Genomic DNA, 25,050 nt, shown 5'->3' with positions numbered 1-25,050 from the left:
GCAGAAACCAGCCTCCCCCGTGGACACGGTCGCCCGGAACATCCTCCCAGAAGGCGGGAGGACGTCCAGGGGTGCGACGGGGGCGCGTGAGTCACCGTCAGTAGACGCTGACCCCGTAGGCGTTGAGGGCCTCGACCACGGGCTGGAAGAAGGTGGTGCCGCCCGAGGAGCAGTTGCCGCTGCCGCCCGAGGTGAGGCCGACGGCCCGGGTGCCGGAGTAGAGCGGGCCGCCGCTGTCGCCGGGTTCGGCGCAGACGTTGGTGCGGATCATGCCGTAGACGATGTCGCCGCCGCCGTAGTTGACGGTGGCGTTGAGCCCGGTGACCCGGCCGCTGTGGATGCCGGTGGTGGAGCCGCGCCTGGTCACCGACATGTTGACGGTGGCGTTCACGGCGCTGGTGATGTCCTGGCTGCCGACGGTCCCCGGGGGGACCGGTGTGTTGCTCGCGTACTTGATGAGGCCGTAGTCGTTGGTCGGGAAGCTGGATCCGGTGGTGCTGCCGAGGACGGTGGTGCGGGCGGAGTTGGTCCACCAGGTGCCCGCGCCGTCGGTGCAGTGTCCGGCGGTCAGGGCGTAGTAGTTGCTGCCGCTGCGCACGTTGAAGCCGAGCGAACAGCGCCAGCTCGTCGCGTAGATCGCGTCGCCGCCGGAGGCCAGCTTGGTCAGCTTGCCGGGGATGCGTTCGATGCGCAGGGCTCCGACGTCGGCTCCGGCCTCGCGCTTGATTCTCGCGATACCGGCCTGGGAGACCGTGGAGTCGGCGGAGACCACGAGGGTTCCGGTGGCGGGGTCGGTGTGCCAGGCGGTGCCCGCCACGTCGGCGCGCAGCACGGATGCGCCGGCCGAGGCGAGCCGGTCGGCGCCGAAGCCACCGTCCGGGTCGGAGTCCGCGCTCGCCGCCGTGGGAACGGCGAGCGCTGCGGCGGCGGCCAGGCCGGTGGCCGCCGCGAGCAGCCTGGTACGGGTCATGCGCTTGATCCTCACTTCTCGTCCTCCTGGAGAGGGTCGGGGGCCCGGCGGTCGTGGGGGTGCCAGAGCCCGTGAGGCGCAGCCGGGGGCACGGCGGGCGCATGAACTTTGGCCGTGTCCCTGACAAGCGCTGTCGGGAGTGTCCTGTCGTCAGATACCGGTCGCAAGAGCGGCTTTCAGCCTCCGCTCACCCGCCGCGACCGCGAACGGCAGCGTGTTCCCGGGTGGCGGGAAAGGACAGATGAAGTGGTCCGCGAAGGCGCAGGGAGGCAGCAGGGACCGGTTGAAGTCCACCGTGATCGCGCCTCGCGCGTCGGGTATGCCGGGCTTCAGGAAGCGGAAGCGGTAGCTGGAGCTCCCGCCGGTGGCATCCCCGAAGACGGCCCGGAGGCTGCCGCCGTCCGCGTCGACGGCGACCTGGAGGCGGTGCTCGGCGCCCTCGAAGGCGGAGAGCAGTTCGCCGCCGGGGCCGAGCCCGCGCGCCCGCCCGTCGGCGTTCTCCACCTGGACGCTCCGGTCCTCGGCGTACGGCCGGAACCGCCCCGGCAGCGCGTGGGCGGGGTCGTACGGGGTGGTCTCGACGCCGGTGAAGGCCCGGCGGGCCTCGGAGTCGGGGTCGAAGACCCGTACTCCCCACTCCCCCTCGCGCCGGATCACGACGATCCGGAGCGCCCCGGCGGAGAGCCGGGCGTGCGCGGGCGTGCCCTCGTCGGCGTCGAGGACGACCTCACCCGTGAAGGGCTCGCCGTCGAGCCGGCAGGAGTCCTCGGCGGTGACGGTCGACACCGCACCGGCCTCCGTGGCGCGCCAGCGCCCCGGAACGGCCGGAATTCGACCTTCCGGGTAATCGGCGAGCCAGAAGGTTCCGGTCAGCGCGAGGGGGCCGTAGGGCGCGGACACGGCCGCCGCCCTGCGCTCGTGCCATGTCCGCCACGCGGCGTGCGGATCGTCTGCGTCGTCGCTCATCCCGCTCAGCCCTTCCACGCCGGTCCGGACGGGAATCCCCGCGTACGCCGTCCGGACCTGTGAAATCCGAAAGGCCCTCAGCAGCCGTCGCAGGGACAGCAGCAGCAGTCGTCGCATCCGCAGTTGCTGCAGCAGTCGCAGCCGTCGCAGCAGTCCGAGCCGTCACAGAGCGGCTCGCGCCGTTCCCGCGACCACGGACCTTCGTACTCCGTGCAGCACATCTGGCAGGTGCAGAAGAGCCCGATGGCCACCGCGCAGCCCGCCAGCAGCCCGCGGCGCGGCCGCTGCGGGGGCAGCCCACCGCCACCGCCACCGCCACCGGGCCCCATGGGCGGAGGCATGCCCGGCCCGCCGGGGGCCTGGGGAGCGTTCGGGGCGTAGGGGTTGCCGCCGTACGGATTCCCGCCGTACGGGTTCGCGCCGTACGGGCTCTCCACCGCGGGCCCGCCCGCGTACGGGTTGCCGCCCTGCCCGGCGGAGGCCGTCGCGGTGTGGCCGCAGCTGCTGGTCCCGAAGGCCCGGTCCACCGAGGTGCGCAGTTCGTGCACGAGCAGCCGGTGGGCGAGCCCCGCGTCCGTGAACTCGACCTCGCGCAGTGCCAGCCGGATGCCGTGGAGGGCGTCGTCGCAGAGCCTGCGCGCCTCGGTGAGCGAGGTGCCGGTGGCGGTGAGCGGGTTCCAGGCGCCCGCGACGGCGTCGGCGCCCTGGTCCTCCACCGCGTCCAGCAGGTGTGCGAGCCGACCGAAGTACCTGCCCGCCTCGGCCAGCGCCGGGGCGTTGCCCGGCCGTCCGGCCAGCTGCGCGGTATGGGCGAAGGCGGCGGCCGTCGCGGTCTCCGTCGGCTCGGTCACCACGAGCACGGGAGTGCCCGGGCCGGCCAGCGTCTCGATGCCCGCCTGCCGGTCCACGGCATCGACGAGCACCGCGGTGTCGAAGCCGAGCGAGGCTCCGGTGCGGGCTCCGGCCCGGTCCCAGCCGCGGGCCACCTTGCGTGCGGCCGCGGCTATGGGGGCACGGGCCAACAGCCCGTCCCGGTCGGCGACGTGGTCGCGCACCTTGGCGGAGGCGAGCACGAGCGAGACCGCGGCGGCGAGCCGCGCGCCCTCTCCCTGGGCGACCGAGGCGGTGCGCATCCCGCGCAGCGGGCAGGGTCCCGCGGTGCGCCGGGCACCGGGCGCCGGACCGGACTGAGCCTCCGTCAGAACGGATACCAGCAGCCCGTCATAGTTCGTAACGATTCGGGCGAACTGTCCGTGGTCTCCCCGAAGTGCCAGGCACAGCCCGCACAAATGGGCCATCCACTCCGCCTTGAACCGTTCTCCCAACCGGTGCGTGCAAGGTCTGACGATGCCGAACAAGCTGTTCCCCCGTGTGTCGTACGCGTGCTTGCCGGGCATCGTATCGACCCGCGTGTTTCACCCGTACGTCCGCATCGCTCACCCGTAAGGCGGCAGCGGTCGTATTTTCACTCAGTCAGCAGTGGTAGCCATCAGGATCCTTGACCGTGCAACGGATGTTCTGCACCAGTACCGTCACGAAACCCCTGCGCGGCGACTATCCACTTGGCGCGTTGTCAGCATCATGGACGAGCATAGGGGCAGCGGAGAGAAGACAGACTGACCGCGGTGAAAGGAGGCAGTCCATGGGTTCGGTGCGCAAGGCGAGTGCCTGGCTGGGTCTCGTGGAGGACAGCGACGACGAGCGCTACTACGACGACGACTACGCGGAGGCCGCCCAGGGTTCGGTGGCCGGCCCCGGCGAGCAGTGGGTCACCGACCCCCGGGTGCGGGTGGCCTCCGAGTCGGCCGTGGAGCACGGCCGTCGTATCGCGACGGTCACCCCGGACGGCTTCCGTGACGCACGGGGGATCGGCGAGCTGTTCCGCGACGGGGTGCCGGTGATCGTCAACCTGTCGTCGATGGACCCGGGCGACGCGAAGCGCGTCGTCGACTTCGCGGCCGGACTGACCTTCGGGCTGCGCGGATCGATCGAGCGGGTGGCGACCAGGGTCTTCCTCCTGACCCCGGCCGACACCCAGATCGTCAGCGGCGAAGCGGGCGGCCGCTCTCGCGACTTCTTCAACCAGAGCTGAGCAGGGCTCTCACCGGAAGGCGTCCAGCCCGGTGAGCGCCTTGCCCAGCACCAGCTGGTGCATCTCGACGGTGCCCTCGTAGGTGAGGACCGATTCGAGGTTGGTGGCGTGCCGCATGACGGGATATTCGAGGGAGATCCCGTTGGCACCGAGGATGGTCCGCGCGGTACGGCAGATCTCGATGGCCTCGCGGACGTTGTTGAGCTTGCCGAAGCTGATCTGCTCCGGCCGCAGGGTACCCGCGTCCATCCGCCGGCCCAGGTGGTGGGCGAGCAGGATGCCCTTGTGGAGTTCCAGGGCCATGTCCGCCAGCTTGGCCTGGGTGAGCTGGAAACCGCCGATCGGCTTGCCGAACTGCTCCCGCGTCCTCGCGTAGTCGAGCGCGGACTCGAAACTGGCCCGTGCCGCGCCCATGGATCCCCAGATGATCCCGTACCGCGCGTGGCTGAGGCAGCCGAGCGGCCCCTTGAGCCCGGTGACCAGCGGCAGCACCGCGTCCGCGGGCAGCCGTACGTCGTCCATCACCAGCTCGCTGGTGACGCTGGCCCGCAGCGACCACTTGTGCTTGATCTCCGGCGCGGAGAACCCGGGGGTGTCGGTGGGCACCGCGAAGCCGCGGATCCCGTCGTCGGTCTGCGCCCACACCACGGCGACCGCCGCCACGGAACCGTTGGTGATCCACATCTTGCGGCCGTTCAGCACCCAGTCGGTGCCGTCGCGCTTGGCATAGGTCCGCATCGCCGCGGGGTCCGATCCCACATCGGGCTCGGTCAGCCCGAAGCAGCCGATCAGCTCGCCCGCGGCCATACCGGGCAGCCAGCGCTGCTTCTGCTCCTCGGAGCCGTACTTCCAGATCGCGTACATGGCGAGCGAACCCTGCACCGACACGAGCGAGCGGATCCCGGAGTCGGCGGCCTCCAGCTCCAGGCAGGCGAGCCCGTACTGCACGGCACTGGCGCCCGCGCACCCGTACCCCTGGAGGGACATCCCGAGCGCCCCGATGGCGCCGAGCTCCCGTGCCAGTTCCCGGATCCCGGGCAGCTCGCCGTTCTCGTACCACTGCGCGATGTTCGGCAGCACCCGGTCGGCGGCCCAGGCACGCACGGTGTCCCGGACGGCGAGGTCCTCGGGCCCGAGGAGCTCGTCGAGCCCGAGCGGATCGGTGGGAACGAAGGACACGGGGCCTCCCGGCGGCCTGAGCAGGAACCTAGCGGCGCAAGTTTTTGCGCTCGGCCGACGCTATTAGCCCCCGCCGGGCAAATCCAGCCCCACTTGTCGGAGCCGCTGCTCCAGCCTCGCCGAAGCGCTCTTCCGGTCCGGCCGGCGCTCGAGGCGCCCTTTCGGCCTCGCCGGGGTTTGAGGAGCGGGGGTCCGGGGGCAGCGCCCCCGGCAACGGCGCCGCACCCGGCGGTGTCAGCGTCAGCCCGCCTGCTCGACCGGGGTCTGCCGCGCCGCCTCACCCTTCGCCTGCGCGGGCAACCGCACCGCCTCGCCGCCGGGCAGCGGCTCCACCGCCCCGCAATCCATCGCCCGCGGCAGCTTCAGCGCCATCACGGCCCCCGCCACCAACAACCCCGCGCTCACCAGCAGGGTCACGTGCAGCCCGTGCACGAACGACTGCCGCGCCGCGGCGTACAGCGAGGCCCCCGCCGGCCCCCCGAGGTGCGCGGCGATCTGATAGGCCTCGCCCAGAGAATTCGCCGCGCCCGCGGAATCCGCCGCCGACACCCCCGGCACCCCGACCAGCCCCGGCCGGTACGCCGCGTTCATCACGCTGCCCAGCAGCGCGATGCCGATGCCCGCGCCCAGCTGGTACGAGGTCTCGCCGATCGACGCCGCGCCGCCCGCGGTGTCGGCCGGAGCCTCGCTCAGCATCGACTCGTACGCCGCGAACAGCGTGGTCTGCAGTCCGAAGCCGAGCAGGATGAAGCCGATGGTCAGCAGGAGCGGCCGGTCGTGCTGGCCCATCAGTGTCAGCAGCAGCACGGCGAAGGCGGTCAGGACGAAGCCCACGGACACCATCGTGCGCGGCCCGATCCGGTTCAGGGTGTACGAGCCGGTGGCGCCCGCGGCCATCGCGGCGAAGGTCAGCGGCAGCAGCCGCAGGCCGGTCTCCAGCGGGCTGAGCTGCAGCACCAGCTGGAGGTACTGGACGGCGATCAGCTCCAGGCCCACCAGCGCCAGCATCGCCAGCACGATGCAGGCGACCGACGTGGAGAAGGCGGCCCGCGAGAACATCCGGATGTCGATCAGCGGGTGCTCGCGCCGCCTCTGCCGGCGGACGAACAGCACCAGCAGCACCACGCCGACCAGCAGCGGGATCAGTGCCTCGGCGTCGAGGAGCCGGCGCTCGGCGCCGAGCCGCTTGATGCCGAGCACCGCGCCGAGCACACCGCCGGCGGCCATCAGCGCGCCGAGTACGTCCCACGGCCCGTCGGCGGCGCCGCGCGATTCCGGCAGCAGCCAGCGTCCGAGCGGCAGGATCAGTGCCATCAGCGGGATGTTGATGAGGAAGACGGAGCCCCACCAGAAGTGCTGGACGAGGAAGCCGCCGAGCACCGGGCCGCTGGCCGCGCCGACGGCGGCGACGGCGGTCCAGATGCCGATGGCGAGCGCCCGCTCGCGCCGGTCGGGGAAGACCTGGCGCAGGATCGACAGGGTGGCGGGCATGATCATCGCGCCGCCGATGCCGAGCAGGGCGCGCGCGGCGATGAGGACCTGGGCGTTGTCGGCGAGGGCCGCTATCGCGGAGGCGACGCCGAAGAGTCCGTAGCCGAGGAGGAGGATGCGGCGGCGGCCGACGCGGTCACCGAGGGTGCCGAAGAGGATCAGCAGCGAGGCGCAGACCAGCGGGTAGGCGTCGACGATCCAGAGGAGCTCGATCGAGCCGGGGCGCAGGTCCTCGGTGACGGAGGGGACGGCGACGTGCAGGATCGTCGCGTCGAGCGCGACGAGGACCAGGCTGACGCAGAGGACCGCCAGGACGACCCAGCGGTTGACCCCGCCGGAGGCCGCGCCGATCCGCTGCCAGGGGGAAGGGGTCCCGACTCCGGCCGCGTTCGTCCCCGACATGCATGTACCTCCCAGGTGATCCCTCGCGCTCGGCGGACCAGCGTCTTGCGGAGCCACGGGGGGTGGTGCGCTGTGCGGCGTCCAACGGGGTCCGGCATCGACACGCGAGTGAACGGTCAGCGTACGCGAGTTCGCCTGTGCCACACGTGGTCAAGCTCTCATCCCCCCGGCGGCCCCCGTGTGGCGTGCGCCACTCGCCTCCCCGTCGGCCCTTCTCCGCGTACACGCGTACTCACGGTCCGTGGTTCTGCGCCCCCGGCCCGCGGATCACTTCACCGGCGCCACCGATAATCATGTCCGTGAAGGATCTTGGATTTCGCCGGGCCGCGCCCGCACTGGCCGTCTTCGCCGCGGTCCGGCTGCTCGGGCTGACGGTGCTCGCGGTGTGGGGCGCGGCGGTCGGCAGCAGCCCCCACACGCTGCTGTCGGCCCGCTGGGACTCGCTCTGGTACGCCCGCATCGCCGCGGAGGGATACGGGTACGAGGTGGTCCTCCCGAACGGGGACGTGCACTCGAACCTGGCGTTCTTCCCGCTGCTGCCGTTGCTGGAACGGGTGGTGTCGGCTGCGACCGGGCTCTCGTACGGCTCCGCGGGGCTGGTGGTGTCGGTGGTCGCGGGCCTCGCCGCGGCCTGGGGGATCTTCGCGGTGGCCGATCTGGTCCACGGCCGCCGGGCCGGGGTGTTCGCGGTCGCGGTGTGGGCGGCGCTGCCCGTCGGGATCGTGCAGTCCATGGCGTACAGCGAGTCGCTGTTCACCGCCCTGGCCGCCTGGGCGCTCTACGGGGCCCTGCGCGGCCGGTGGCTGACGGCCGGGCTGCTCGCGGCCGGGGCCGGGCTGACCCGCCCGGTCGGTGCGGCGGTGGTCGCGGCGGTATGGGTGGCCGCCGTACTGGCCTGGCGGCGCGGGGAGCGGTCCTGGCGGACGGTCGCGGGCGCGCTGCTGGCTCCGGCGGGCGCGGCGGCGTACGTGCTGTGGGTCGGGGCGCGCACCGGGGGCGGGCTGCTCGGCTACCTGGACGTGCAGGGCGGCTGGGGGAACGGCTTCGACGGCGGCTGGGCGTTCGCGCGGTTCGTCGGGGCGAAGCTGGCCTCGTCGGCGTTCCTCGCCGGGGTGGGACTGATCGCGGGGGTCGTGCTGGTGCTCTGGCTGTACGGGAAGTGCGTCCGGCAGCGGCAGCCGGTGCCGCTGCTCGTGTACTGCGGGATCGTCGTGGCGCTGGCGCTGTGCGCGTCGGGGTACTTCGGCTCCAAGCCGCGGCTGCTGCTGCCTGCCTTCCCCTTGATGCTGCCGCCCGCAGTGGCGCTGGCGCGCCGGCGGACCGGGTGGGCGGTGTCGGTGGTGGGCGCGCTGGCCGTGGCCTCGGCGGTCTACGGGGCGTTCTGGCTGAACGGCTCGGGTCCTCCATAGGGCCGGCATGTCACGGAATGGATCATTCCCATACATCTTTCAGCAAAAGAAATGACCCGTAGGGCAATAAAGTCCGGATAAGTGGCTGAAACAATTTCTCGAAGCAGTGGATCAAGAAGGGCCCAACCGCAGTCGAAATAGCGGGAATTAAGTCCCGCGTGAGACCAACTCCACATCACATGGTCATCACAAAGCCCGCGATTCGCCCGGGCCGACCAGCGGCGGGCGGTAACGTCGATTGAGTGCGTACCGACCAAATCCTGACCCGTCTGGAGCGGGTGTTCGCCCGGCTGGACCGGGAACCAGAGCGACCGGCTCATCTGCAAACACCGCAGATGAGCCGGCACCGCGTCGTGCTCCTGGGATCGACCCTCGCGTTCTATCTCGCAATCGTGGTTGCCGTACTGACCACTTCCTGGCTGGTCCGGCTGGACTGGCAGATCATGTTCTTCCGGCCCTACGAGCAGTGGCCGCAACTGCACGCCTTCCTCGACTACCTCGTCGTACTCGGCCAGCGCGGACCCACCGCGGTCATGGTCGCCGCCTGGCTCGGCTGGCGCTCCTGGCGGCAGCACACCCTCCGCCCGCTGATCACCCTCGGCGTCGCGCTGCTGCTGCTCAACGTCACCGTCGGGGCCGTCAAGCTCGGCCTCGGCCGGCTCGGCCCGCACTACGCCACGGAGATCGGATCCGCGGAACTCTTCGCCGGTGGCGATATATTCCCTTCCGGCCACACCGCCAACGCCGTTGTGACCTGGGGAATCCTGGCCTATCTGGCCTCGACCGGGGTCACCCGGCGGGTGCTGTCCATCGTGTCCGCCGTCGTCTCGCTGAGCGTCGGCGCCACCACCGTGTACCTGGGTACCCACTGGGTCAGCGATGTCCTGCTGGGGTGGTCCGCGGGCCTGCTGATCCTGCTGGCCCTCCCCTGGTTCGAACCGCTCATCGCCCGGACCGAGGCCTACGTCTTCGACCTGCGCGAACTGCTGCGCCGCCGCGCCGAGACCGGACGGATGCCCGCGCCGGTCGTCTCCGCGCTCACCCCGCTGCTCTCGGCGGGCGGCAAGTGGCAGCTGCGACCCGCCGCCGGGGAGCCGGTCCCGCAGTCCGTACCGGCCGGCGTGGCGGCCACCGCCGCGACGTCCGCGGCGGCCACGACCGTGGCGGCCGTCGTCGCCGTGCACTCCTCGGCACCCCGGGCCACCGTGCACCCGGCCGGCCGGCCGCATGTGATCCGCTCCGAGCGGACCCCGGTCACCCCGGCCGGCAGCCGCCGCCCGGCACACACCGACCGGGCCACCGCCCGCGGGACCGCGGCCCGTCCGGTCGCCGGCGGCTGACCGGACGGGGGACGGTACGCACCACCTCACCCCCGCGACACGAAGGCGGGCCGGGTCCTCGGACCCGGCCCGCCTTCGCCGTTCGTCAGCGCCACGCCCGGACGTTCGTCCGTCCCGGGTCACGCTTGTGTCACAGAATATCTACAGCCGCAAATTGTTTACCGGTCCGCGACACGCCCGGGATGCGGACGGTTTCGAATTCGGCCCGGAGCCTGCGGAATTCATGTCCGGGATTGCCGCGACCGCACTGGTCCGGACCAGCTGAATCCCCCTCAGGTCCGCTACATTTCCTTCACTTCTCCGGGTCCACGGCCCTGGTCAGGAGATCCCGCGCCCGCCTGATCCGATCCGTCAGCTCCGGCGGCTCGACCACTTCGAACTCGCAGCCGAGCATCATGATGTGAATCACCAGAACGTCCAGGTTCACCGCCCCGGTGCGCAACAGGCAGCTCTCCCCGTCGACCGGTTCCAGGACTCCGTCGCTCGGCCCGACGATCCGCGCCGCGTCCTGCGCCGACACCTTCAGCCGCACCACCGCGCGGGCCGCGTACACCCGCTGCGACACGCCTTCGGAGACGTACGCCGCGAGGTCCTCGGCGGGCGGCGGACGCGGGGTGAAGCGTGGTCCGTGCGGCGGTCTGGGCTCGATCCGGTCCGCGCGGAAGGTCCGCCACGCCTCCCGGTCCAGGTCCCAGGCGACGAGGTACCAGCGGCGCTCGGTGCACACCAGCCGGTGCGGCTCGACGGTGCGGCGGCTGACGTCCCCCCGGTGGTCGCGGTACCCGAACCGCAGCCGCTCGGCGTCGCGGCAGACGGAGGCCAGCTCGGTCAGCACCGAGGCGTCCACGGTGGACCGCTGCGCCCCGCGCAGCATCGGCACGGTGAACTCGTTGAGCGCGGACACCCTGCGCCGCAGCCGCGACGGCAGCACCTGCTCCAGTTTGGCCAGGGCCCGTACGGAGGCCTCCCCGATGCCCTCGACCCCGTTCCCGGCGGCGGTCCGCAGGCCCACGGCGACGGCCACGGCCTCGTCGTCGTCCAGCAGCAGCGGCGGCAGCTCGGCCCCCGCCCCCAACTGGTAGCCGCCGCCGGTACCGGGGCTGGCGTTCACCGGGTATCCGAGCTCCCGCAACCGGTCCACGTCCCGCCGGACCGTCCGCGGGGTGACCCCGAGCCGGTCCGCGAGGTCGGCGCCGGTCCATTCGCGGTGGGCCTGCAACAGGGAGAGCAGGCGCAGCAGTCGTGCGGAGGTGTCGAGCATCCCCCGAGTCTGCCAAAGCCCCGCGATCGGCCCGTACTCAGCACAGCAGCGGCGGCGCCTCGGAGCCACTGGCCTCGATGAGCTCGCAGACGGTCTTGAACGAGACCTTCCAGACCCCGCCCTCCAGCACCACGGACCCCTTGCTGCCGGGGAGCACCGTCTCGTCGCCGACGCTCAGGTCGTACGTCACCGTGCCCTCGGTGGGCGAGGTGAAAGTGATGTCCGTGACCTCGACGGAGGTCTTGGCCGCTTCGGCGCCGGCCGAGAAGCCGTCCAGCAGCAGCTTGAGCAGGTCGCCGTGCTGGAGCAGCTCGGCCTTCTCGTCGGTCGGGGTCTTCGGGTCGAAGAAGGCGGTCCAGTTCTTCTCGATCTGCTCCTTGGCCGCCTCGGGGTCCGCGGGCCCGTCCGCGGCCGGCACGATCAGGACCGCGGCGGCCGGCGGGGCCGGGGCACCCGCCGCCATGGCTCCCGAGGACCACCCCACGACGGCCGGTACGGCCAGCAGGACCGCGGCCGCCGCGCATGCCGCGGCACGTGAGGGTGCGCGTGGGTGTCTGCTCTGGACCATCTGGCTCACCACCGGTGTCCGGACGAGCCGTTCGGCCCGTCGTTTCCAGGGTCAGCGCCTTCAGGGCATCGCGCAACGCGCGCACGGTCCCGCGCTCCGGTCAGGGGCGCGGGGAAGGCCGTGGAACGGCCGGTACCGCGGTCGGAGCGGCGACCGGCGCCGGCGCGGGCGCCGGCCCCGCCGGGACGGGCTTCGGGACGGGCTTCGGGACCGGTGCCGGGGCGGCCGGGACCGGGACCGGTGCCGGGGCGGTGGGCTCCGGGGTGGGGAGGGCCAGCAGCATGCCCACCGCGATGGCCTCCGGCTTCGGCCCGATCAGCGCCCGGTTCGCCTCGTGGAGCGCCCGCCACCCGCCCGGCACGCGGTGCTTGCGGGCGATCGACACCAGCGTGTCCCCCTCCCGGACCGCGTGCATCCGCCCCGCCAGCCCGTACCGCTTCGAGCACACCGGCCACGCGTTCCAGCCCTGCGAGTCGAGGACGTCCTCCGCAACCCTGATCTGCTGCGCGCGCCCGGCGAGGTCGGCCCGCTCCGCGAACGCCAGCCCGCCGTACTCCTCCCACGTCGGCTGCCAGAACTGCAGCCCGCCGTAGAAGCCGTTGCCGGTGTTCACCGACCACCGCCCACCGCTCTCGCAGTCGGCCACGCAGTCCCAGGGCCACTCCCCGCCCGGTCCGCAGTCCCCTGGCCCGCTCCCGATCACCCCCGGCGAGCCGGGATGCGCCGCCCCCGCGGGCCCCGGCGCCGGCGGCGGCGGAGCCGCGGCCACCGCTTCACCGCGGGGCAGTGCGAACGCCAGCACGGAGGCGAGGACAACGGCTGCGGCGCCGGCGCCGACGGCTCGACGGGTCCGGTGGTTGGGCATCGGGTCACGCTACGCAGCGGCCCGCGGCCTCCTCCGCCCCGCCACGCGGCGGGGCACGCACCCCACCCGGTCGGCCGACCGCCGGCTCCGCCCCAAACGGCCACACCCGAGCATCAACTGCGCACAACCAGAAAACAGTTGGCATGAAAACAAAGGTCCGGTCGGACGGTTCACCCTTCCGGGGGCCAGGTTCGAATCCGTTCCCTCAAATGGCGTGACCCCGGCCGCCGCCGAGCCGTTGAGCCCGGCGAGCCGGGAGCCTCCCGGACCCGCACCTATGCCGAGGAGCCACACCGTGCCGCGCATGCTCGACGTCAGTGATGAGGTACGTGCCGAGATCGGTGACGAAGAAGCCGACAGGCTGCTCGTCGGCGAAGACGCGCCGCGCAGTTACGACTGCACCTCCTGCCGCACCCCGGGCGACCCCGAGAACGACCGCACCAGCACGGTGCTGTTCGTCGGCGAGGAGACCGCCGTCCTCGCGTTCGCCCACGCCACCTGCATCCCCTCGCAGGTCGTCTCGGTCTCCGAGGAGCAGCTCCAGGGCGCCGTCCGCAGCATCACCGGCGACAGCCCGGCCCCCGCCGCCGGTGGCCCCGGGGTGCCCCCGCAGAACGTGCAGGGCGGCCAGGCCGTCCTCGGCATCACCAGCGGCCTCATCCTGATCGGCGGGGAGCTGCACCCCGCCCTGGTGGTCGAGCCGACCGCGCCGATCGCCCGCCCCGGCAGCGACGGCCCCGGAGACGACTTCCTGCCGCTCCTCATCGAGCAGGGGTTCATCCCGGTCACCGACACCGCCGAGGTCCCCACCCTCCTCGGCGGCTGGTCGGTCCTGCTCGCCGCGGGCCAGCTGCACGCCGTACTGCAGCCGGGCGCCGAGGGCGGCGGCCAGGTCGCCTGGTGGCAGGCGCACCAGGCGCTGTCAGTCACCGACGGCTGGCGGGCCGCCGTCAACAAGACCCAGCGCGTGCTCATCTACGCCGCCCCGGTCGGCTCCATCGGCCAGCAGCCGCGTGAGGACCTGCTGCGCGACGCCCTGGACAAGGCCGCCGCCGCGGGCAAGCTCGTGGCCGCCGCGATGCCGCTGGCGGGTACGCCCGGCGCCTGACCGAGGCGGTACCGGAACGGCCGCCCGGCCCCCTGCCGAGGGGGCCGGGCGGCGCGCGCCGGGGTGTGCGGTCCGTCCCGCACACCCCCGGCGTTTCTGTGTTTACTCCCCCGTCACCCCGCATCCGCAGAGCGCCGGTTTCGTTGGCTGATACGTGCATTCATACGACTCCTCCCGCGCCCCGTCCTACCCGAGCAGCGTCCCCGCGATGCGTCCCGCACGGGACCGGGACAGCTCTCCGGCCGTCTCGCACACCCCGATCTACGACACGCTGTACTCGGAGTACCTGCGCGCCTTCCGGGCGCTGCCGGGCGATCGCACGGGCGAGGAGGATCACGGGTTCACGGCCTTCTCCTACGGGGGCTCGTACACGAGCGGCAGCCCGTACGGCAGCGGCTGGAGCGGCAACGGCTGGCAGCGGGTCGACAGCTGGCAGCCCGCGTACACTCCCGCCCCGCAGCCGCAGCCCCAGGCGCAGCCGGCGTACTCGTACGCGGGCAGCCCCGGATACGCCGACGGGCGGCAGCACCAGACCGGAATGACGCACATCCCGGCGGCCCTGCCGCCCGCTCCACGCCGGAGCTACTGACCCCTCGGCGCCCCCCGCCCGGCGACTACTTCTTCTTCTTGTACTGGGCGCCGCGCTTCTCGCGCACCCGCACCGAGATGTGGATCGGGGTGCCGTCGAAGCCGAACTCCTCGCGCAGGCGGCGCTCGATGAAGCGGCGGTAGCCGTGCTCCAGGAAGCCGGAGGCGAAGAGGACGAACCGCGGCGGCTTGCTGCCCGCCTGGGTACCGAACAGGATGCGGGGCTGCTTGCCGCCACGGATCGGGTGCGGGTGGGCGGCGACGACCTCACCGAGGAAGGCGTTCAGCCGACCGGTGGGAACGCGCGTCTCCCAGCCCGCCAGGGCGGTCTCGATCGCCGGGACCAGCTTCTCCATGTGGCGGCCGGTGAGCGCCGAGACGTTCACCCGGGGCGCCCACGAGACCTGCTGCATCTCGGTCTCGATCTCGCGCTCGAGGTAGTAGCGGCGCTCCTCGTCGAGCTCGTCCCACTTGTTGTACGCGATGACGATGGCGCGGCCCGCCTCGACGGCCATCGTGATGATGCGCTGGTCCTGGACGCTGATGGTCTCGGTGGTGTCGATGAGGATCACCGCGACCTCCGCCTTCTCGACGGCGGCGGCCGTGCGCAGGGAGGCGTAGTAGTCGGCGCCCTGCTGGAGGTGGACCTTCTTGCGGATGCCGGCGGTGTCGACGAACTTCCAGGTGATGCCGCCGAGTTCGATCAGCTCGTCGACCGGGTCGCGGGTGGTGCCGGCCAGCTCGTTGACGACGACGCGGTCCTCCTTCGCCACCTTGTTCAGGAGCGAGGACTTGCCGACGTTCGGGCGGCCGATCAGCGCGATGCGGCGGGGGCCGCCGGGAGCGGCGCCGCCGAAGGTCTGCGCGGGGGCCTCGGGCAGGGCCTCCAGGACGGCGTCGAGCATGTCGCCGGTGCCGCGGCCGTGCAGCGAGGAGACCGGGTGCGGCATACCGAGGCCGAGCGACCACAGGGAGGCCGCGTCGGACTCGCCGCTCTGGCCGTCGACCTTGTTGGCGCACAGCACGACGGGCTTGCCCGCCTTGCGCAGCAGGCGTACGACGGCCTCGTCGGTGTCGGTGGCGCCGACCTTGGCGTCGACGACGAACACGACGGCGTCGGCGGCCTCGATGGCGTACTCGGCCTGGGCGGCGACGGAGGCGTCGATACCGAGGACGTCCTGCTCCCAGCCGCCGGTGTCGACGACCTTGAAGCGGCGGCCGGCCCACTCGGCCTCGTACGTGACGCGGTCGCGGGTGACGCCGGGCTTGTCCTCGACGACCGCCTCGCGGCGGCCGATGATCCGGTTCACCAGGGTCGACTTGCCGACATTCGGGCGGCCGACGACGGCGAGGACGGGAAGCGGGCCGTGACCGGCCTCCTCGATCGCGCCTTCGACCTCTTCGATGTCGAAGCCCTCTTCCGCGGCGAGCTCCATGAACTCCGCGTACTCGGCATCGCCAAGTGCTCCGTGGTCGTGCTGGTCGTTCATGAAGTCCGTTCCTCGTCGTTCGTGGTGGTCGGTGGTACCCGCGCAGCGCGGTTCCACTACTGGTTCAAGTCTCGCTCAGCGCCCGGTGAGGCGCTTGGCGTCGGCCAGGTGGGCGGTCAGCCGGTCCTGGATGCGTACGGTGGCCTCGTCCAGTGCGGTACGGGTCCGGCGGCCACTGCCGTCCCCGGCGTCGAAGGCCGAGCCGAAGACGACGTCGACCCGGCTCTTGAGGGCCGGCAGGCCCTTGACGACGCGCCCCGGGGTGTCCCCGCTGCCGAGGACCGCCACGGGCACGATGGGGGCGCCGCTGCGGACCGCGAAGTACGCGAGGCCCGCGCGCAGCGAGGCGAAGTCGCCCTCGCCCCGGGTGCCCTCGGGAAATATCCCCAGGGCCCCTCCATTGTCGAGCACCCCCAGGGCGCGGCCTATCGCCGTGCGGTCGGGGCCGCCGCGGTCGACCTTGACCTGCCCGATCCCTTCGAGGAAGGGTCCGAGCGGGCCCACGTACGCTTCCTTCTTGATCAGGAAGTGCAGGGGCCTGGGCGCGGTGCCCATCACCATGGGGCCGTCGATGTTGTGCGAGTGGTTCACGGCGAGGATGACGGGGCCCGAGGCGGGCACTTTCCAGGCCCCCAGTACGCGCGGCTTCCAGAGCCCGTACATGAGCCCGATGCCGATGCGCCTGCCGACCGCCGCACCCTTGCGGGAGGGCGCTTCGCTCACTTGCGGCCCGCCCGCTTCTCTTCCACGAGCGTCACGACGCATTCGATCACGCGGTCGAGCGTGAGCTCGGTGGTGTCCACTTCGACGGCGTCGTCGGCCTTGGCCAGCGGGGAGGTCTTGCGGCCGGAGTCGGCCGCGTCGCGCTTGATCAGCGCCTCCTTGGTGGCCGCGAGGTCGGCGGCCTCCTTGCCGCGGAGCTCTCCGCTGCGCCGGGCGGCGCGCGCCTCGGCGGAGGCGGTCAGGAAGATCTTGAGGTCGGCGTCGGGCAGGACGGTGGTGCCGATGTCCCGGCCCTCGACGACGATCCCCTCGGCCTCCTGGGCCGCCTCGGCGGCGATGGAGCGCTGCAGGTCGGTGATCAGGGTGCGCACCTCGGGGACGGCGCTGACGGCGCTGACCCTGGAGGTGACCTCCTGGGTCCGGATGGGACCCGCGGCGTCGAGGCCGTCCACGGTGATGGTGGGGGCGGCCGGGTCGGTGCCGGAGACGATGGTGGGCTTGCCGGCGGCGATCGCGACGGCCTGCGGGTCGTCGGTGTCGACGCCGTTGGTGATCATCCACCAGGTGATGGCCCGGTACTGGGCACCGGTGTCCAGGTAGCGCAGCCCGAGCTTGGCGGCCACGGCCTTGGAGGTGCTGGACTTGCCCGTGCCGGAGGGACCGTCGATGGCGACGATCACGGCGGACGGAGCTACGGTTTCCACGGTGCGGGCACCTTCCTGGTTGCGCGTACGTGTCCGGGCGCGGCAAAGCGCCCCTCCCCAAGGTTACCGGCCCCGGACGGCCCCCGTCCCCGCCCGGTGAATCCGGCCCCCGGCCGGGGTTCGAGGCGCGGTGGTCCGGGGGCGGAGCCCCCGGCAGCGCGCCGCGGGCTACTGCTGCCGCAGCGCCCAGCCCCGCTCCCGCAGCTCGGCCGTCAGGCCGGCCACCGCCCGCGGCTCCACCATCAGCTGCACGAGCCCCGCCTGCTGGCCCGTCGCGTGCTCGATCCGTACGTCCTCGATGTTGACCCCGGCCCGGCCCGCGTCGGCGAAGATCCGCGCCAGCTCACCGGGCTGGTCGCTGATGAGCACGGCCACCGTCTCGTAGACCGTGGGCGCCGCGCCGTGCTTGCCGGGCACCCGGACCCGGCCCGCGTTCCCGCGTCGCAGCACGTCCTCGATGCCCGCGGCGCCGCCGCGCCGCTTCTCCACGTCGCCGGACTGGAGGCCGCGCAGCGCCTCCACGGTCTCCTCCAGGTCGGCGGCGATCCCGGCGAGGACGTCGGCCACCGGTCCCGGGTTGGCGGACAGGATCTCCACCCACATCCGCGGGTCGGAGGCCGCGATGCGGGTCACGTCGCGGATGCCCTGCCCGCACAGCCGCACCGCCGTCTCGTCGGCCTCCTCCAGGCGGGCCGCGACCATGCTGGAGACCAGCTGCGGGGTGTGCGAGACGAGCGCGACCGCCCGGTCGTGGGCGTCGGCGTCCATCACCACCGGTACGGCACGGCTGAGGGCCACCAGCTCCAGCGCGAGGTTGAGGACCTCGTGGTCGGTGTCCCGCGTGGGGGTCAGCACCCACGGGCGGCCCTCGAAGAGGTCCGCGGTGGCGGCGAGCGGACCCGACTGCTCCTTGCCGGCCATCGGGTGCGTCCCGATGTACGCGGTGACGTCCACGCCGAGCGCCGCCAGCTCCCGCCGCGGTCCGCCCTTGACGCTGGCCACGTCCACGTAGGCCCGGGCGACCCCGCGCCCGATCAGGTCGGCCAGGGTCGCCGCCACGTGGGCCGGGGGGACGGCCACGATCGCGAGGTCGACCTGCTCGTTCGGGGCCTCGTCGGTGCCGGCGCCGAGGGCGGCCGCCGTACGGGCCCGGTCCGGGTCGTGGTCGGCGAGGTGGACGGTGATCCCGCGGGCGGTCAGGGCGAGCGCCGCGGAGGTGCCGATCAGTCCGGTTCCGATGACGACGGCGGTTCTCACGAGGCACTCCAGGGTTGCGAAAGGCGAGCTGACGGGCTGTCCGGCCAGGGTATCCAGCCCGTGCGGCACGAGGGCCCGACCGCCCATCCCGTGGGACGGCGGCCGGGCCCCGGCGTGCTGTTGCCGGCCGGTCAGAACTTCTGCTGCCGGATGATGTCCTCCAGCGAACCGGTCGGAAGCTGCCCCTGCGGGCTCAGCCTGTCCACGGCGGTGGGCAGTGCCTGGGCGATCTGGTCGGCGGCCTCCTGCGGGCTGACGCCCGCCTGCGCGGCCGCCTTCTGGAGGGCCTCGTCGGGCAGGGCCTCGGCGATCTGGGCGCCGCTGACCGACTGGTTGTCGCCGGTGCCGATCCAGGACTGGGCCTGGTCGGCGAGGCCCGACTTGGACAGCATGTCCATCAGCCCGCCGAGCGGGTTGTTCCCGCCGGCCCGGGCGCCGCTCGCTCCGCCGGCGCCGCCCATGAGCGCGCCGAGCAGTGCGCCGAGGATGTTGCCGCCGCCACCGCTCCCGCTCTGGCCGCCGCTGCCGCCGAGGAGGCCGCCGAGAAGAGAGCCGAGGTCGTTACCCGCCATCGTCATGCCTTTCGGAGAGGGGCCGGGCCGCGCGGACAGCGGCGTACCCGGCTTCGGGACACGGACAATGTCACCCGTACCGGAGCATGCCGCCACCTGGCGCACAGGTCCGATACCGCTGCGGTAGAACGATCGGCATGATCTTCCATATCGTCCCGCTCACCGACTGGGCCGCCGAGCCCGAGCTCCCGTACGCCCCGCCCTCGCTGGAGAGCGAGGGGTTCGTCCACTGTTCGGCGGACCGCCCCACGGCACTCGCGATCGCCGACGCGCGCTACCGGTCGGTACCCGGGATCCTGCTCGCGGTGGAGCTGGACGAGGGCGTACTGACCTCCGAGGTCCGCCGGGCGAGTGAAACCGGCGGCCGATACCCACATGTTCACGGTCCACTGAACCGGGAAGCCGTGGTTCACGTGTGGGAGGTCGTACGCACACCCGGCACTCCCACCTCACTGGCCCCGTGGGAACCGGGCCGATGAACCGGCGCGGCAGGCTTCACCTGAGGCCCGCCGCAGGCCAGGATGCTGCACGCCATCCGGCCACGAAGCGAGGAGAGACTCATGAGCGACCTCACGCACACCGCCCGGCGCACGGTACTGACGATCGGCGCGGCCGCCCTGACCGGCGGCGCGATCACCGCCTGCGGCGGCGGCAGCGGTGAGAAGGCCCCGCAGGGCGAGGCGAGCGGCGCGGATACCGCGCCCTCCGCGCCCACCGCCCCCTCTCCGGCCGGCTCGGAGGCCGGAGCGCCGGCCGCCGACGAGGCTCTCACCAAGAAGGCGGACGTGCCGGTGGGCGGGGGCAAGGTCTTCAAGGAGGAGAAGGTCGTCGTCACCCAGCCCAAGGCCGGCTCCTTCAAGTGCTTCACGGCGGTCTGCCCCCACCAGGGCTGCCTGGTGACCAAGGTGGAGAACGGCACCATCGACTGCCCCTGCCACGACAGCAAGTTCGCCATCGCGGACGGCGCGGTGACCAAGGGGCCGGCCACCAAGGGGCTGGCCGAGAAGAAGATCAAGGTCGCGGCGGACGGCAATATCTCGCTCGCATAGCCCCTGACCGGGCTTTACGCTCCCCGGATGGACGATCTGACGCTGGTACGGGACCACACGGTCTACCGGTGTGTGATGGGCTCCCGGGCGTTCGGACTGGCGACGGAGGCGAGCGACACCGACCTGCGCGGTGTCTACCTCGCCCCGACGCCGCTCTTCTGGCGTTTCGAGAAGCCCCCCACGCACGTGGAGGGCCCGCGGGACGAGGAGTTCTCCTGGGAGCTGGAGCGATTCTGCGAACTGGCCCTGCGGGCCAACCCGAACATCCTGGAGTGCCTGCACTCCCCCTTGGTGGAAGAGGTCACCCCGGTCGGCGAGGAGCTGCTCTCCCTGCGCGAGGCCTTCCTCTCCCGCCGGGCCCACACCAGCTTCAGCCGGTACGCGGCCTCCCAGCACGGCAAACTCCTCGCGGACGTCCGCGTCCACGGCGCCCCGCGCTGGAAGCACGCCATGCACCTGCTGCGCCTGCTGCTGTCCTGCCGTGACCTGCTGCGCACCGGCCGCCTGACCATCGACGCCGGCCCGCACCGCGACCGCCTCCTCGCGGTCCGCCGCGGGGAGCTCACCTGGGCCGAGGTCGACGCCTGGATGGGCCGCCTGCGGGAGGAGACGGACACGGCCCTGGCCGCCACCGTCCTGCCCGCGGAGCCCGACCACGCGCGGGTGCAGGACTTCCTGGTCCGCACCCGCCGCGCGTCAGCCGCGTAGCGTGCGCCGCCGTACGACGAACGCGTCGAGCGCGTCGTACGCCGAGCCCTGCTCGGGCAGCGCGGACGCGGCCTGCGCCGCGTCCAGCACCGCGTGCAGCGCCTCGAAGTCCTGCCGCACCGTGCCGAGGGCCGGGCCCTCGTACCCCCCGTGCTCGGCGGCCACCTTGGCCTCGATCAGGTCGGCGAGGTACGGGGGCGCCTGCGGCACCTCGGCCAGCAGGGTCGGCAGGTGCGCCTGTACCTCGGCCGACCGCATGAGGTGGATGCCGGTGAGCAGCGAACGGAACGCGTAGAGCAGCGGCTTGAGTTCGGCGGCCTTCTCGAAGAGCCGCCACTGGGTGCCCGCGAACCCGCGGTAGTGGTGGGCGTGGTGGGAGGTCAGCACGCCCGGGGACAGCGCGATCAGCTCCTCGTGCGCCGGCGTCGTGTGGACGACGAGCGGGGAGAGCAGCTGCTCCAGGACGTAGCCGTTGTGCTTCAGCATCAGGCGGACGAACTTGCGCAGGTCGTGCGTGACGAGGTCCATCTCCACGTCGTCCCGGTCCCACATGCGGGTACGTGTCTCCTCCGGCTCGCGCAGCCCCAGCAGGTCCTGCACCGGGAGCAGGTGGGCGCCGCGCAGGTCGATGTCGGAGTCCCGGGACGGGAAGCCGTACAGGTGCGCGCCGGAGACCGTGGCGAACAGCAGCGGGTCGGGCTGTTCCGCCACGACGGGGGTCAGGTCGAGACTGAGTGCATCCAGCATGGATCAAGCATCCCAGAGGGCGCCGAAGGCCAGGAGTTCGTCCCGGTACTCGATGCGGCCCTCCCACTCGCGCGGCCAGACGTCCGCGCCGAGGTGGGCTCCGGCGAAGGCGCCGGCCAGGCAGGCGATGGAGTCGGAGTCGCCCCGGGTGCAGGCGGCCCGGCGCAGCGCCGTCAGCGGCTCGTCGGGGAAGAGCAGGAAGCAGTGCAGGGCGGTGGCCAGGGCTTCCTCGGCTATCCAGCCGTCGCCCGTGGTCAGGCAGGGATCGGTCTCCGGGGACGGGGACCGCAGGGCGGCCGCCAGGCGGTCCAGGACCGCCAGGCACTCGTCCCAGCCCCGCGCGATGAAGGACTCCGGGGAGGCGTCGGAGGCGGTCCGCATCCACAGGTCGCCCAGCCAGCGCTCGTGGTAGCGGGTGCGGTTCTCCAGGGCGTACGAGCGCAGCCGCCCGACGAGCCCCGTCACCTCGGTGCCCCCGGCCAGCAGGTGCACCGCCCGCGCGGTCAGGTCGGAGGCGGCGAGCGCCGTCGGGTGCCCGTGGGTGAGGGCGGACTGGAGCTGCGCGGCGCCGGCCCGCTCCTCCTCGGTCCAGTCCGGCACCAGGCCGACCGGGACCACGCGCATGTTGGCACCGCAGCCCTTGGAGCCGATCTGGCTGGCGTCGCGCCAGTCCCGGTCCGGGGTGTCGAGCAGCCGGCAGGCCGTCATGCAGGTGCGGCCGGGGGCCCGGTTGTTCTCCGGGGAGTGGTACCAGTCGACGAACTCCTCGCGGACCGGCCGGGTCAGGCGGAGCGGACCCACCCGGCCCCGCTCCGCCGCCGTGCGCATGCCACGGGCCAGGGCGAGGGTCATCTGGGTGTCGTCCGTGACGATCGCCGGGCGCGGAAGGCTCATCTCGCGCCAGGGGCCCGTCTTGGCCAGGATCGAGGGCACGTCGTTGAACTCGGTCGGGAAGCCGAGGGCGTCGCCCAGGGCCAGGCCGATCATGGCGCCCGTCGCGGCTCGCTTGGTCATCGGGGTGATCCTTCCGGTCGCAGCAGGGGTGGGTGGAGGGTGGTCGCCGGCCCGGGCCGGTACAGGGCGGCCGGTTTCCCGCGGCCGCCGGTCAGCCGGGCCGCTCCCGGCACGGCCTCGACGAATCCCGGTGTCGCCAGGACCTTGCGGCGGAAGTTGGGGCGGTCGAGGGTGGTGTTCCAGACGGTCTCGTAGACGGACTGCAGCTCGCCGAGGGTGAACTCGGGCGGGCAGAAGCCGGTGGCCAGGCAGGTGTACTCCAGCTTGGAGCCGATCCGCTCCCGCGCGTCCGCCAGGATCACCGCGTGGTCGAAGGCCAGTTCCGTGACCTCCTCCAGCGCGAGCCAGCGGGCGTGCGACGCGTCCCCGCCGCCCTCCGCCGCCGGCTCCGGCAGATCCGGTACGAGCGCGGTGAAGGCCACCGAGACCACCCGCATCCGGGGGTCCCGGTCCGGCTCGCTGTACGTGCGCAGCTGCTCCAGGTGGAGCGCCGCCACGAGCTGCTCCGACAGGCCGGTCTCCTCGGCCAGTTCGCGCCGGGCGGCGGTCTCGGCGGACTCCCGCGGCAGGACGAAGCCGCCGGGCAGCGCCCAGGCCCCGGCGTACGGCTGCCTACCGCGCCGGATCAGCAGGACGTGCAGGGCGCCGCCGCGCACCGTGAACACGGCCAGGTCGACGGTCACCGCGAACGGCTCGAAGGCGTAAGGGTCATAGCCGTCGGTCATCGGTTCTCCGGGAGGGGGTCGGTGAAGTGCCAGCCCTCGGCCAGCAGTCCGTCCACGGCCCGGACGGCCGCTTCCAGCCGGGCCGCCCGGTCCCCGCGCACGACGAGGTAACGCCTCCCGGTGCGCTCCAGTTCCGCCCGGAACCGCTCCGTCATCCAGGGCCGCAGCTGCGGCCCGTCCCGCAGTCCGTCGTCCTCGAACGGCACGTCGGAGTGGTCGGTCAGCAGGTACAGGTCCCGCCGGGTACGGTCGGCGATCCGCTCGACCTCCGCGTTGCGGCCGTCCATGTACCGCTCGTGCCAGATCCCGGTCGCGAAGGAGTCGGTGTCGCAGAACAGCACCGGGGAGCCGAGCCGGGCCGCCTCCTCCTCGTCGGCGTCCTGGCGGCGGGCGATGACCGGGAACTCCTGCGAGGTGAAGGACACGTCCGCCCAGGAGGCCGCGGGGTCGGCCGCGCGGGCCGCCGCCAGCTTCTCCTCGCTGTAGCGGCGGCCGTACTCGGCGACCCAGCCCGTCTTGGCCCAGACCCCGCCGCGCCGCCGGTAGTGGTCCGCCAGGGCCCGCGAAAGGGTGGTGGTGCCGGTGGACTCGGCGCCGAGGACGACGACCCGTCGGGTCAGGGCGGCCCGTACGGCCGGCCCGAGGAACTCCCAGGATCCGACCGGGTCCGCCCGCACCGCCGTCCCCGACACCGGGAACAGCGTCCGTTCCCGGTCCACCAGGACCTCCGCGGCGCCGAACCGCCGGGCGAGCTCGCCCCCGTACTCCTCCGAGGTGAACACGGCGTCCACCCGCCCGGGGACCGCGGCGCGGAAGACGGCCATGTGGGCCTCCCAGATCGCCGGGTCGTGCAGGTCGACCGGGATGTCGTCCACCGCGCCGACGACCTCGGCCCCGGGGTGCGCCTCGCGCATCCAGGCGACCCGGTCGGCGAGCGGGACCGACTCGACGGAGGCCGCGCACACCAGTACGGTCAGCCGCTCGCACTGGTCCTGGGCGGTGCGGACGAGGTGGTGGTGGCCGGCGTGCGGCGGGTAGAACTTGCCGAGGACCAGGCCGTGACGGTGGCGCCTCATGCCGTCGCCCCCGCCGCCGTACGGGTGTCCCGCACGGGCAGCGTGCGCCGCCAGCCGAGGAGTCCGACCACGCACAGGGCGAGGAAGCCCGCGTAGAGCGCGGAGGTCAGATAGAGGCCCTTGTGGGCGTAGAGCGGGATGTAGACGAGGTCGGCCGCGATCCACAGCCACCAGGACTCGACCAGCTTGCGGCACTGCCCGTAGGTGGCGACGAGCGAGAGGCCGGTGGTGAGTGCGTCCCAGAACGGGACGGTGGAGTCGGTGGCCAGGCTCAGCAGCAGGGTGAGCGCGAGCACCCCCACCGCCCCCGCCGCGGCGAGCCCGGCCCATTCGGTGCGGGTGGTGCGGCGCACCGGCAGGGCCTCGGCGGATCCTGGTCCACCCCCGTGGGTCCAGGACCACCAGCCGTAGGCGGCGAGGGCGATGAAGACGATCTGGAGCCCGGCGTCGGCGTAGAGGCCGGCCTGGGCGAAGAGCACGATGAAGAAGACGTTGTTGGCGATGCCGATCGGCCAGTTGGCGACGTGCTGCCGGGCGACCAGCCAGACGCACAGGGCGCCGGTGGCGAAGCCGAGCACCTCGGTCCAGCTCATGCCGACCCCCCTCACTCCGTTTAATGGTCACGTTGACTATAAACAGGAATCGGGGTGCCCGACAAGCAGAAAACCGAGCGGACACGGCCCGGCAAGCAGAAAACCCGCGGCGCCCTGGGGGCACCGCGGGTTTTCTGCGATCGGGCCGGCCGC

General features: G+C 72.7%; 26 protein-coding genes. 8 read left to right on the top strand and 18 right to left on the bottom strand.

The window, feature by feature from the left end:
- Positions 1-97: 97 nt before the first annotated feature.
- The 3 genes from OG373_RS29935 to OG373_RS29925 form a co-directional block, all read right to left on the bottom strand.
- Complete coding sequence (locus OG373_RS29935) at positions 98-985, bottom strand: S1 family peptidase (protein WP_405441448.1); 888 nt, start codon at positions 983-985, stop codon at positions 98-100.
- Between the two features lie 135 nt (positions 986-1,120).
- Positions 1,121-1,936, bottom strand: coding sequence for a DUF1684 domain-containing protein (locus tag OG373_RS29930; RefSeq protein ID WP_405441447.1), 816 nt, complete (start codon positions 1,934-1,936; stop codon positions 1,121-1,123).
- A gap of 77 nt (positions 1,937-2,013) precedes the next feature.
- Positions 2,014-3,294, bottom strand: a complete 1,281-nt coding sequence (locus tag OG373_RS29925; RefSeq protein ID WP_405441446.1) for a DUF5685 family protein — start codon at positions 3,292-3,294, stop codon at positions 2,014-2,016.
- Positions 3,295-3,578: 284 nt separating this feature from the next.
- Between OG373_RS29925 and OG373_RS29920 the strand changes: the two genes are divergently transcribed.
- Positions 3,579-4,028, top strand: a complete 450-nt coding sequence (locus OG373_RS29920; RefSeq protein WP_052875748.1) for a cell division protein SepF — start codon at positions 3,579-3,581, stop codon at positions 4,026-4,028.
- A gap of 9 nt (positions 4,029-4,037) precedes the next feature.
- Here the strand turns inward: OG373_RS29920 and OG373_RS29915 are convergent, their stop codons facing one another.
- Both OG373_RS29915 and OG373_RS29910 read right to left on the bottom strand, forming a co-directional pair.
- Positions 4,038-5,207, bottom strand: a complete 1,170-nt coding sequence (locus OG373_RS29915; protein WP_405441445.1) for an acyl-CoA dehydrogenase family protein — start codon at positions 5,205-5,207, stop codon at positions 4,038-4,040.
- Positions 5,208-5,447: 240 nt separating this feature from the next.
- Positions 5,448-7,100 (bottom strand): MFS transporter, encoded by a 1,653-nt coding sequence (locus OG373_RS29910; protein WP_405441444.1) that lies wholly within the window; start codon positions 7,098-7,100, stop codon positions 5,448-5,450.
- Between the two features lie 293 nt (positions 7,101-7,393).
- Here OG373_RS29910 and OG373_RS29905 point away from each other — a divergent pair, with 293 nt between their 5' ends.
- Both OG373_RS29905 and OG373_RS29900 read left to right on the top strand, forming a co-directional pair.
- Positions 7,394-8,509 (top strand): hypothetical protein, encoded by a 1,116-nt coding sequence (locus OG373_RS29905; RefSeq protein ID WP_405441442.1) that lies wholly within the window; start codon positions 7,394-7,396, stop codon positions 8,507-8,509.
- 242 nt (positions 8,510-8,751) lie between these two features.
- Complete coding sequence (locus OG373_RS29900) at positions 8,752-9,849, top strand: phosphatase PAP2 family protein (RefSeq protein ID WP_405441441.1); 1,098 nt, start codon at positions 8,752-8,754, stop codon at positions 9,847-9,849.
- A gap of 292 nt (positions 9,850-10,141) precedes the next feature.
- Here the strand turns inward: OG373_RS29900 and OG373_RS29895 are convergent, their stop codons facing one another.
- The 3 genes from OG373_RS29895 to OG373_RS29885 all read right to left on the bottom strand — a co-directional run bounded on the left by OG373_RS29895 (position 10,142) and on the right by OG373_RS29885 (position 12,543).
- Entirely contained in the window at positions 10,142-11,110 is a 969-nt protein-coding gene (locus OG373_RS29895) for a helix-turn-helix transcriptional regulator (RefSeq protein WP_405441440.1), read from the bottom strand.
- Positions 11,111-11,147: 37 nt separating this feature from the next.
- On the bottom strand, positions 11,148-11,678 hold the full coding sequence (locus OG373_RS29890) for a hypothetical protein (RefSeq protein ID WP_405441438.1): 531 nt from the start codon (positions 11,676-11,678) through the stop codon (positions 11,148-11,150).
- 100 nt (positions 11,679-11,778) lie between these two features.
- Complete coding sequence (locus tag OG373_RS29885; RefSeq protein WP_405441437.1) at positions 11,779-12,543, bottom strand: transglycosylase family protein; 765 nt, start codon at positions 12,541-12,543, stop codon at positions 11,779-11,781.
- Between the two features lie 295 nt (positions 12,544-12,838).
- On the opposite strand from OG373_RS29885, the gene OG373_RS29880 reads away from it, so the two are divergent.
- Complete coding sequence (locus tag OG373_RS29880; protein WP_405441436.1) at positions 12,839-13,651, top strand: hypothetical protein; 813 nt, start codon at positions 12,839-12,841, stop codon at positions 13,649-13,651.
- 208 nt (positions 13,652-13,859) lie between these two features.
- Positions 13,860-14,240 carry a hypothetical protein gene (locus OG373_RS29875; protein WP_405441435.1) on the top strand — a complete coding sequence of 127 codons (381 nt, stop codon included), beginning with the start codon at positions 13,860-13,862 and terminating at the stop codon, positions 14,238-14,240.
- A gap of 25 nt (positions 14,241-14,265) precedes the next feature.
- Here OG373_RS29875 and der read toward each other — a convergent pair whose 3' ends face one another.
- The 5 genes from der to OG373_RS29850 form a co-directional block, all read right to left on the bottom strand.
- On the bottom strand, positions 14,266-15,729 hold the full coding sequence (der, locus tag OG373_RS29870) for a ribosome biogenesis GTPase Der (protein ID WP_397735946.1): 1,464 nt from the start codon (positions 15,727-15,729) through the stop codon (positions 14,266-14,268).
- A 75-nt stretch (positions 15,730-15,804) separates the two neighbouring features.
- Positions 15,805-16,494, bottom strand: coding sequence for a 1-acyl-sn-glycerol-3-phosphate acyltransferase (locus tag OG373_RS29865; RefSeq protein WP_199816022.1), 690 nt, complete (start codon positions 16,492-16,494; stop codon positions 15,805-15,807).
- Positions 16,449-17,156 carry a (d)CMP kinase gene (cmk, locus tag OG373_RS29860; RefSeq protein ID WP_189973733.1) on the bottom strand — a complete coding sequence of 236 codons (708 nt, stop codon included), beginning with the start codon at positions 17,154-17,156 and terminating at the stop codon, positions 16,449-16,451. The genes OG373_RS29865 and cmk overlap by 46 nt, the downstream gene beginning before the upstream one ends.
- A 168-nt stretch (positions 17,157-17,324) precedes the next feature.
- Positions 17,325-18,413: a prephenate dehydrogenase gene (locus OG373_RS29855; protein ID WP_405441432.1), complete on the bottom strand. Its 1,089-nt coding sequence runs from the start codon at positions 18,411-18,413 to the stop codon at positions 17,325-17,327.
- Between the two features lie 131 nt (positions 18,414-18,544).
- Complete coding sequence (locus tag OG373_RS29850; RefSeq protein WP_405444255.1) at positions 18,545-19,024, bottom strand: YidB family protein; 480 nt, start codon at positions 19,022-19,024, stop codon at positions 18,545-18,547.
- Between the two features lie 98 nt (positions 19,025-19,122).
- Between OG373_RS29850 and OG373_RS29845 the strand changes: the two genes are divergently transcribed.
- The 3 genes from OG373_RS29845 (at position 19,123) to OG373_RS29835 (ending at position 20,742) form a co-directional block, all read left to right on the top strand.
- The gene (locus OG373_RS29845; protein ID WP_405441430.1) at positions 19,123-19,464 is read left to right on the top strand and encodes a DUF952 domain-containing protein; all 342 of its coding nucleotides are present in this window, start codon (positions 19,123-19,125) and stop codon (positions 19,462-19,464) included.
- An 81-nt stretch (positions 19,465-19,545) separates the two neighbouring features.
- Positions 19,546-20,034, top strand: a complete 489-nt coding sequence (locus OG373_RS29840) for a Rieske 2Fe-2S domain-containing protein (RefSeq protein ID WP_405441429.1) — start codon at positions 19,546-19,548, stop codon at positions 20,032-20,034.
- Positions 20,035-20,061: 27 nt separating this feature from the next.
- Positions 20,062-20,742, top strand: a complete 681-nt coding sequence (locus OG373_RS29835; RefSeq protein ID WP_405441427.1) for a DNA polymerase beta superfamily protein — start codon at positions 20,062-20,064, stop codon at positions 20,740-20,742.
- Here the strand turns inward: OG373_RS29835 and OG373_RS29830 are convergent.
- From OG373_RS29830 to pnuC, 5 genes are read right to left on the bottom strand one after another with little or no spacing between them, the layout of a single operon-like run.
- The gene (locus OG373_RS29830) at positions 20,731-21,489 is read right to left on the bottom strand and encodes a DNA polymerase beta superfamily protein (RefSeq protein WP_405441426.1); all 759 of its coding nucleotides are present in this window, start codon (positions 21,487-21,489) and stop codon (positions 20,731-20,733) included. The genes OG373_RS29835 and OG373_RS29830 overlap by 12 nt on opposite strands.
- 3 nt (positions 21,490-21,492) lie before the next feature.
- On the bottom strand, positions 21,493-22,503 hold the full coding sequence (locus OG373_RS29825; RefSeq protein ID WP_405441424.1) for an ADP-ribosylglycohydrolase family protein: 1,011 nt from the start codon (positions 22,501-22,503) through the stop codon (positions 21,493-21,495).
- Positions 22,500-23,228: an NUDIX hydrolase gene (locus OG373_RS29820; RefSeq protein WP_405441423.1), complete on the bottom strand. Its 729-nt coding sequence runs from the start codon at positions 23,226-23,228 to the stop codon at positions 22,500-22,502. The genes OG373_RS29825 and OG373_RS29820 overlap by 4 nt, the downstream gene beginning before the upstream one ends.
- A complete protein-coding gene (locus OG373_RS29815; RefSeq protein ID WP_405441421.1) occupies positions 23,225-24,304 on the bottom strand; it encodes an AAA family ATPase in 1,080 nt (359 codons plus the stop codon). Before OG373_RS29815 ends, OG373_RS29820 begins: the two co-directional genes overlap by 4 nt.
- Entirely contained in the window at positions 24,301-24,897 is a 597-nt protein-coding gene (pnuC, locus tag OG373_RS29810) for a nicotinamide riboside transporter PnuC (RefSeq protein WP_405441420.1), read from the bottom strand. Before pnuC ends, OG373_RS29815 begins: the two co-directional genes overlap by 4 nt.
- Positions 24,898-25,050 lie beyond the last annotated feature (153 nt).

This window comes from Streptomyces avidinii (genome assembly GCF_045161815.1).
Classification (GTDB): domain Bacteria; phylum Actinomycetota; class Actinomycetes; order Streptomycetales; family Streptomycetaceae; genus Streptomyces; species Streptomyces avidinii.
This window is presented reverse-complemented; position numbering and strand designations above follow the sequence as displayed.